This is a genomic window from uncultured Campylobacter sp. (assembly GCF_937997465.1).
Taxonomy (GTDB): domain Bacteria; phylum Campylobacterota; class Campylobacteria; order Campylobacterales; family Campylobacteraceae; genus Campylobacter_A.
In genome coordinates this window covers 1-8,490 of the sequence record NZ_CALKTQ010000131.1, presented here as the reverse complement: position 1 = coordinate 8,490, position 8,490 = coordinate 1, and the positions used below count along the sequence as shown (strand labels likewise).

Sequence of the window (8,490 nt, the reverse complement as noted above, 5' to 3'; positions counted from 1 at the left end):
GTGGGATATATCGAGGTCGGCGAGGTTTTTAAATTTAACGCCGAAAAAAGCTCGCAAAATATCTTTCGCGCTAACGAAGCTGCGCCCGCACAGCAAAGCCAAAGCGGCGAACTGGCCGTAAGCGGCGAGATAAAAATCTGCGACGACAAGCTAGCCGAGGTAAGAAAGCTGATCGAAGAGGTCAAAAGGGAGCAAAACGTCCGCAAAATCTCGGCGATCATGCTAACTGCGGAGCCATTTAACCGCGCGCACGAGCGCCTGATTAGGATGACGATAGATAGCTCCGATCTGGTGCTTTTGTTTTTACTAAAAAGCCACGGCGCGGACGAGATGATGAGCTTTTCTCTCAAAAAAAGCGTGCTGGAATACTTCATCCAAAACTACGTCCCCAAAAACCGCCTGATCATCGTGCCTTTTGAGAACTCAAATCTCTTTAGTTCGCACCTAAACCCGACGCTAGAGTGCATCGCGGCGCATAGGCTGGGCGCCCATAAGCTCATAGTCGGGCAAAATCACGCCGGTATCGGGATGTTTTACGATCACAACGTCGCTCACACGGTGCTAGAACGCTACAAAAACGATCTAAATTTAGATATCGTCGTGCTGCCAGAGCTCGTCTACTGCGACGAGTGCAAGACGCTAGTTAGCACCAAGACCTGCCCGCACGGCCAACATCACCATATCAAATACCACGCCCAGACGCTAAAAACGCTGCTGCTAGCGGGTATCTTGCCGCCTGCAATCCTCATGCGGCGCGACATCTCGGCGATGATACTGAGCGAGCTTTTCCCGAACCGATTTGAAAATATCCAAAAGCTTTGCGACGATCTTTTTCCTAGCAACGGACTGCTCGAAAAGCAGACGGAGAGGGAGTTTTACGAAAATTTGATGAAGCTTTATCAGACGACGTCGCTGACTTAAATTTGCTTTTAGCTTTTACTGCGTCGAAATATCGTTTATTGCTGTATGCATGCGTTGTTCATTTGGCGCTTTTTTGCTTAATTTTAGCTTTTATACTGCGGCTCGTTTTGAGAGAGATTTTGTGCAGTTTCGCTGCGCTTGAGGTCGCTTTTCAGGGGCAGCAAATTTGCAGTGCGAAGCAGTGGAAGAGTTAAATTTAGCTTGGGAAACTTCGCGTTTTATCGCCGCTAAAATTTACTGAGTGACTACTTTGCATTAGCGTTGCGAGCTTATCGTTTTTGCGGTATCTTATCTTTGCTTTTGCGTTCAAATTTGCAAATTTTACTTGCTAAGACCCGCACCGCAAAACTCTAAAATTTGACGCTATACATTTATTGCGCGGAGGGTAGTGCGGTTTGTTTGGCGTAAGGCGTCCGTGCTTTGATTGACGTTAAATTTGACGATATTGCACAGCGTTGTGGCGAATTTGTATTGTAGTTTGGAAATTTTAAATTTGATTGCTGAAAGTATGGATTGAAATTTGCGGTTGTAAAATCTAATAAATTTAGCGCATTTTGCCGTCAAATTTGAAAATATCCGAAATCCGCGAAAATTTGGCGTCCGAATTTTGAAATTTGCGCGTTAAATTTGCTAAAATCGCACTAAAAATCGGCGAACAAAAGCACTACATTATTTAAATTTGATTTCAAGGAAAAATATGCAAAGGTTATTTTTAACGTTTTTTGGCGCTGGGCTGAGCCCTAAGGCCCCCGGCACGGTGGGCTCGCTAGCTGGCGCAGTTGCGGCGTATGGATTTTTGATGTTTTTGCCCACTTCCACGCTGTTTTTAGTTTCGATTTGTCTTTTTTTATATAGCATCAAGATCATCGACGATTATGAAGCAAAAACCGGCGTGCACGATCACGGCAGTATCGTGATAGACGAGGTTGCTGGCGTTTGGCTGGCGATTTCTATCAGCGGCGCCACGGCGGTGCAGTTTGTGCTCTCGGTTCTGTTTTTTAGGGCGTTTGACATCCTAAAGCCATCCGTGATCGGCCGCATCGACAAAAACGTAAAAGGCGGGCTGGGCGTGATGGGTGATGATATGCTAGCAGGGCTTTTTGCGGGGCTTCTTAGCGCGATTTGCTACGAGGCTGTGACGAAAATCGGACTAGACTACGAGTGGATTAAATTTGAGCTGCCGTTTGTGAAGTAAGTTTATTTGGCGATTTTTAGGCGGTTATTAAAATCAAATCCCATTAAAATTTACCGCCTAAGTACTCTATATTAGTTTGTGTGTTTTTAGGGGGGCTATTTACGGGAGTCTTTGGTTATCTAAAATCAGAACTCAATAGTAAATTTAAAACAAAATAAATTAGCTAGAGTTTATTTTTTTGTTTGCGACATACCTTTTTGCTCGTAGGCATCGATCTCTCTTGCGTATTCAGGATTTTTCTTTTTTAGTTCGTTAGTCATAAAAGCTATTAGTTTGGCGTCGGCATTTTTATGTGAAGCTATAGCTAGAATAAAATTTAAATACTCTTTTGCATCCTCGGGCGCTATGCCGTCTTTTTTAGGCGGTAACCTAAAATTTGAATAAAATGTCCTCAAAATAGAAAATAACCTATTTTTGCTAGTGCCTGGATCGTTTGCTACGGCGAGTAAATCATCTAGTGTGATGCCTCGATTGGCGGCTTCTTTTGCCGCATTGTTGGCTGCGATTTTGTCGCTACCTAGCTTAACCGCCATAAAAATAAGGGAAGCGACGAGCATCAAAAGAATCGTCGCTAGAATTATTACTATAGTAGTTTGATTCATTATAGTTTCACCGTTTTATCTGGTTTTCTAAAATACGCCACAACAGCTATCAAGACCATCAAAAGCGCGCCCACCCACACAAAAGTCGGCACCGGCACCGGCTCGCCAGCAGCATACGAGTGCATACCGCTTAGGTAGAAGTTTACGCCAAAATAGGTCATTATGATCGACCAATAAGCAAACATCGAAGTCACGGCAAATGCGTACTGGCTGTTTAGTTTAGGGATAAATCTGATGTGTAAAACCGCTGCATAAACTAAAATAGAAACCAGCGCCCACGTCTCCTTACTATCCCAGCCCCAGTAGCGACCCCAACTCTCGTTCGCCCAAACGCCGCCCAGGAAGTTGCCCATCGTAAGCAGGCTAAGACCCAGTATCATCGCCATCTCGTTTATACGCGTGGCTTCTAGGATATTTCGCGAAATTTCCTTATGCTCTTTACCGCCTTGCATAGCAAAAAGTACGAGCGTAAACATACCCAGCAGCGAGCAAAGTCCCAAAAATCCGTAACTAGCCGTGATAACCGAGACGTGGATCGTTAGCCAGTAGCTCTGAAGCACAGGCACTAGAGTGGTGATCTGCGGATCCATCCAACTAAGGTGCGCGACAAATAGCGTAATGCCCGCTAAAATCGAGGTTAGAGCCATAGCTATCGGACTTTGGCGTGAGAACACTAGACCTGATAAGCTAAGCGCCCAAGCGATGTAGATCATCGATTCGTAGGCATTGCTCCACGGCGCGTGCTCGGCGATATACCAGCGTATACCGATGCCAAAGGTATGCAGCAAAAACGCTAAGATATTCACGCCGTAAACTATACCAAAGAGCCATTTTATATTTAGTTTAGGCCTTGCCATCTTAGCAAACACGAAGCATAAAAGCCCAAATCCTGCCAAAAGATATATCGGCGTTAGCGACTCGAAAATTTTATACTCGTTAAAAAACAGCTCCATCTCGATGCGTTTTTCGCCCGGGATGACCGCTTTGCCGTATTCTTGCTGATAGGTTTTGATCTCGGCTAGAGCTTGATTTGCACTGCGCCAGTTGTTGTTTTCTGTAGCTTCGGCAACGCTAGTGAAATAGCTTCTTAGCATTCTGCCGATCGGCTCGCTCTCGTTTTTAGGAAGATACATCATGGCTGAGGCTATACCGTACCATTTGTTATTCGGGTCGTCCATCTTTGGAAACATAGTAAAGACTTCGCCTATAAACACCATGTAAAGGATATTTAGGCGCTCGTCCACTTTTTGCAAGTCTTTATCAAACGTGCCTCGCTCGCCCGGAGTTTTGCGGTTTGCGGCTTCGGCAAATTTGTTTAGTTTGTAGATGATTTTACCGTCTTTATCGCTTGCAAAAAAGTCGTTATAGCTAGCGTATTTAGCCTTTTCGTCTATGCCGATTAGCTTTTTTAGCTCTTTATTTCCGACGTAGATTATCGGCACGTCGCGCCAGTACGGGGCGTTTATCATCATAGAAAGTATGGCTTGGTTTGCATTTAGGCCGTCTAGCGTATCGCTGCGGTGGATCTTGTTTAAAATTTCTCTTGCTACGGTGTCAAAAGGCTTCATTCTGCCGTCGGCGCTTTGGATAATTAGCGTAGAGAGCTCTTTTGCGTGGTTTGCATCGATGTTTCTAGCGTTATCGGCCGCGTAGGTTTTGCTCGGAGCAAATGCCGCAAAGCAGGCTACTAGAACAAAGCTAGCGACTTTTTTAACGGCATCTTCGTTTATCATTTTAGCTAGTTTTCTAAAGCGCGAGCGAGGATTTACGATGTTGAAAAATAGCCCAAGTCCTAGCAAAAAGTAGCCGATGTAGGTCGGAATCTTGCCTGGGTCGCGGTTTACCGATAGTACGGTGCCAAGCTCGTCTTGGTCGTAGCTGCTTTGGAAAAATCTATATCCGTCGTGATCTAGTACGTGGTTCATGTAAATTTTATACGGGTAGTTTCCGCTCCTAGAGTCCTCGACGATGACGTCGCTAGAATAGCTCATCGGCGAATTTGAACCCGGATAGCGCTTAAGCTCGAAGTCTTCAAGCTTTAACGAAAATGGAAGCTCGACCATCTTTGAGCCCCAGTAAACGTTAAAAAGCACGCCGTCGATCCTGGCTTTAGCTGGTATGTAGCTGTTTTCGTAGAGCATAAGCTGCTGCGTCTGGCCGTCAAACGTCAAATTTGCAACCAACGCGTCATACTCGCCGTTTTTGCTCACGACTCGCTTGGCAGCTTTTGTTAGCAATGATTTTGGAACGAAATTTACGTCCGTGACCGTATAGAGCTGCATCGGTAAAAACTCGGTCGCTTTATCTTTTTCGTACTCGCCTTTTTCATTCGTCGCCATCGTAAAGTAGCCGATGTTTTGGTTTGAAGTTAGATAAAATTTGCCATCTTTTAGCTCGATTTTGACGAAATTTTCAAGTAGCGGCTGCGCGTCGAATGCAAAGCTAACGCCGCCCACCTCGCGAGTTTCGCCGGCTTGCAGGCTTATTTCTTCTTTTGAGTCTGGGCTTGATACTGCAAGCCTAACGAGCGGTTCGCCTTTTTCCGCTTCGTAGTACTCGGTTTCCGCTTTTTTGTAGTATCCTTCAAAGGTTAAATTTGCTTTTTTACCCGCGATTTCAAGCGGCAAGTTAAAGTCGTTTGAGCCGATGGAAGTGATTTGTTTTGGGATCGAGTTTGAGTAAATTTGACCGTCTTTTTCGGCTGCGATTTCTATTCTAGATATGGATCCAAATACCGCGTTTGAGGTTTCGTTTTCTCTGATGTGAATGTTGCCCTCAAAGCCAAGATATCGCGTCATCGCGGCTCCAAGTAGCATAAACAAAAAGCTAACGTGAAATATCAAAACGGGCAGTTTTTCTTTTCTTAAAAGGTTGTATCTAAAAATATTGTAAGCCAAATTTATGCCTAAAAGCACCTGTACCAAAGCAAACCAACTCGCTCCGTAAATCGCTGCCCACGCGCTTTTTGTGTCGTAGTAGCTTTCTATTATCGTCGCCGCGCCGCTACCGATAGCAAATATAACAAGTAGCACGACAGCCGACGTCATACTGAAAAATAGGGATTTTAACTCGCTCAAAACAGATCCTTGAACATAAATTTAGTAAATCAAAATGCACATTATAGTAATTTTTTTTAAATAATCTTACTTTTTAGTTATTATTTTATGATAATTTTTCGTCTTTAAGTTTAAATAAATTTAATATAAACTCAAATTTGCTAAAGCCGTCCGCACTCATAAAGTGTCCGCCTTTTTCAAAGATATCTGGCGTTACGCCTAAATTTAGCGCTACCTTTAGGCTAAGCTCGCAGGGCACGATATAGTCGTCTTTTGCGGCTACTACTTTTATAAAATTCGTCGCTGATTTTATCTTTTCGTAGGCGATTTGCGGCTTGCAAAACTCATCTAAAATCGCAAATTCCTTAATCGGCTCGTCAAACGGCGATATGAGGATTAGACCGCCAAATTTCGGCAAATTTGCAAAACCGCTAAGAAAATTTAAGCTAGTTATCGTGCCCAGGCTGTGAGCGATGATAAATGAATTCTTTCCCAAATTTACGTTTTGCTTCATCATTTCTAGCCACTCGTTTAGCTTCGGCGTTTGCGGATTTGGCATCTTTAAAATTTCTACCTCGGCAATGCCGCGCATATTTTCTTTAAACCAACCAAACCAGTGGCTTTGCGGCGAAGCGTCGTAGCCGTGAATGATGTAAATTTGCTTTTTCATTAAATTTGCCTTTTTGAAAAAATACGCGAATTATATACAAATAAAATTAAAATAATTTTTGACGGAAATCGCAAGAATACTTTTTAAGTTATAAATTTAAGCAAACAGCAGCTCAAATATCATCATCCGTTAAAATTTGATATTTGTAAATTTGACAAATTTGAAATTAAATTTAAGCTTTTCCCCTAAAAAACGAAATAATCGTTATCAATTAAAATTTATATTGATACGAAAAATTTACGTATAATTTACGTTGATTATTTAAGATTTCGGTAAATTTATTTCAAAAAGGGAGAAAAAATGGATACTTCGAGGCGAAATTTCTTAAAAGCATCCACCGCCACGGGCTTGCTTGCTATGACTTACGCGCCCGGTACTTTAGGCGCCGTCGGCGCCAAAGCGCTAGAAGGCGGCGATAAGACCGTTTATAGTTTTTGCGAGATGTGCTCTTCTCGCTGTCCTATCGAGGCCAAGGTTGTAGACGGCAAAAACGTCTTCATCCAAGGCAACGGCAAGGTAAGCGGCACGGCGACTTCCGTGTGCGCAAGGGGCGGCAGCGGGCACAATCAGCTCTACGATCCGCAGCGCATCGTAAAACCGCTCATCAGAGTAGGCGAGCGTGGCGAAAACAAATGGCGCGAAGCGGGCTGGGACGAGGCGCTAGATCTAGTCGCTAAAAAAATGCTTGAGATCAAGGAAAAATACGGGCCGGAGAGCTTTGTGTTTACGGCAAAATCAAGCCAAACGCACAAGCTAATGACGACTTTTGCTAGCGCATACGGTTCGCCAAACTGCTTTTCTCACTTCTCCTGTTGTCCGATCACTTATCAGATGGTTTGCGAGCATATGTACGGCGATGCGAAGCTAAAAAGAGACTTCGGCAACGCAAAATACGTCGTAAATTTCGGGCACAATCTCTTTGAAGGCATCGTCATCGCCGACGCTAAAAAGCTAGCTAAAATGGCCGCGAAAGAAGATACCAAGCTGCTGGTTTTAGATCCGCGCTTTAGCGTCGTGGCTTCAAAAGCCGACGAGTGGCTACCCGTAAAACCGGGAACCGATCTAGCATTTGTTTTAGCCCTTATCCATACATGGATCAAAAATGGCACATACGATAAAGAATTTATAGAGAAATTTACGATTGGATTTGACAAAGTCGTAGAAGCGACCAAAGACACAACTCCGCAGTGGCAAGAAACGATCACGGGAATACCTGCAAAAACGGTCGAGCGAATCGCTGGCGAAATCTGGAAAGCCGCACCTAAAGTCATCATCGACTTCGGTCACAACACCACTACGACTAGAGCCGAATACATTCGCACCAGAGCCATAATGACGGCAAACGCGATGATGGGCAACTGGGAGAAAAAGGGCGGAATTTTTGGCGGTAAAAAGGCTAAATTTTACAACAAACTAATCGGCGAAGAGCTAATCCCTGAGATCACAAACCCGGACGCCGCGATAAAAGTACCTAAAGTGCCTAGAATAGACGCTGCGGGCGAGGACGGACGAAACAAATTCGTCAGCAGAAGTCACGGCGTCTTGATGGAGATCCCGCAAGCCATACTAAGCGAGAAGCCTTATCCCGTAAAAGGCTGGTTTAGTATAAGGTTTAATCACCCGATCAACGTCGCGGGCACGGAAACTACGATAGAGAGCCTAAAAAAGCTTGATTTTATCGTGTGCTCGGATATCTATATGAGCGATTTTGCGATATGGGCGGACGTGATACTGCCCGAGAGTACTTACCTTGAGCGCGACGAAGGCATCGAGGATAAGTCGAGTCAAAAACCTGCCTATATGATAAGAAACAAAGTCGTAGATCCTATCGGCGACACCAAAAACGGCTACGATATCTTTAGAGAGCTAGCTCGCAGGATGAAGATAGACGAGCAGTACTCGGCAAACACGATGGACGAGTGGAGAATCAAACAAGTAAAAGGCAACGCCGAGCTGTTGGCGGAGCTAGTTAAAAAAGGCTACGTCACGTGGAAGGTGCCGGGGATTTTGTTTAGAGAAAAAGATAGCGTAAAAGAATTTACGAAA

The 8,490-nt window shown here is 44.3% G+C and carries 6 protein-coding genes; 3 read left to right on the top strand and 3 right to left on the bottom strand.

The window, feature by feature from the left end; genetic code table 11:
• Window positions 1-921 (top strand): sulfate adenylyltransferase (locus Q0546_RS04085; RefSeq protein WP_298790777.1); only part of this gene is annotated, 921 nt, incomplete at its 5' end.
• Window positions 922-1,618: 697 nt separating this feature from the next.
• The gene (locus Q0546_RS04080; RefSeq protein WP_298790775.1) at window positions 1,619-2,116 is read left to right on the top strand and encodes a phosphatidylglycerophosphatase A; all 498 of its coding nucleotides are present in this window, start codon (window positions 1,619-1,621) and stop codon (window positions 2,114-2,116) included.
• 170 nt (window positions 2,117-2,286) lie between these two features.
• Here Q0546_RS04080 and Q0546_RS04075 read toward each other — a convergent pair whose 3' ends face one another.
• From Q0546_RS04075 to Q0546_RS04065, 3 genes are all read right to left on the bottom strand, one after another.
• The gene (locus Q0546_RS04075) at window positions 2,287-2,718 is read right to left on the bottom strand and encodes a fatty-acid--CoA ligase (RefSeq protein ID WP_314786878.1); all 432 of its coding nucleotides are present in this window, start codon (window positions 2,716-2,718) and stop codon (window positions 2,287-2,289) included.
• A complete protein-coding gene (gene ccsA / locus Q0546_RS04070; protein ID WP_298790773.1) occupies window positions 2,718-5,795 on the bottom strand; it encodes a cytochrome c biogenesis protein CcsA in 3,078 nt (1,025 codons plus the stop codon). Before ccsA ends, Q0546_RS04075 begins: the two co-directional genes overlap by 1 nt.
• 85 nt (window positions 5,796-5,880) lie before the next feature.
• Window positions 5,881-6,444 carry an alpha/beta hydrolase gene (locus tag Q0546_RS04065; RefSeq protein WP_298790771.1) on the bottom strand — a complete coding sequence of 188 codons (564 nt, stop codon included), beginning with the start codon at window positions 6,442-6,444 and terminating at the stop codon, window positions 5,881-5,883.
• A gap of 300 nt (window positions 6,445-6,744) precedes the next feature.
• On the opposite strand from Q0546_RS04065, the gene phsA reads away from it, so the two are divergent.
• The coding region (gene phsA, locus Q0546_RS04060) for a thiosulfate reductase PhsA (protein WP_298790769.1) at window positions 6,745-8,490 on the top strand (1,746 nt) is incomplete at its 3' end.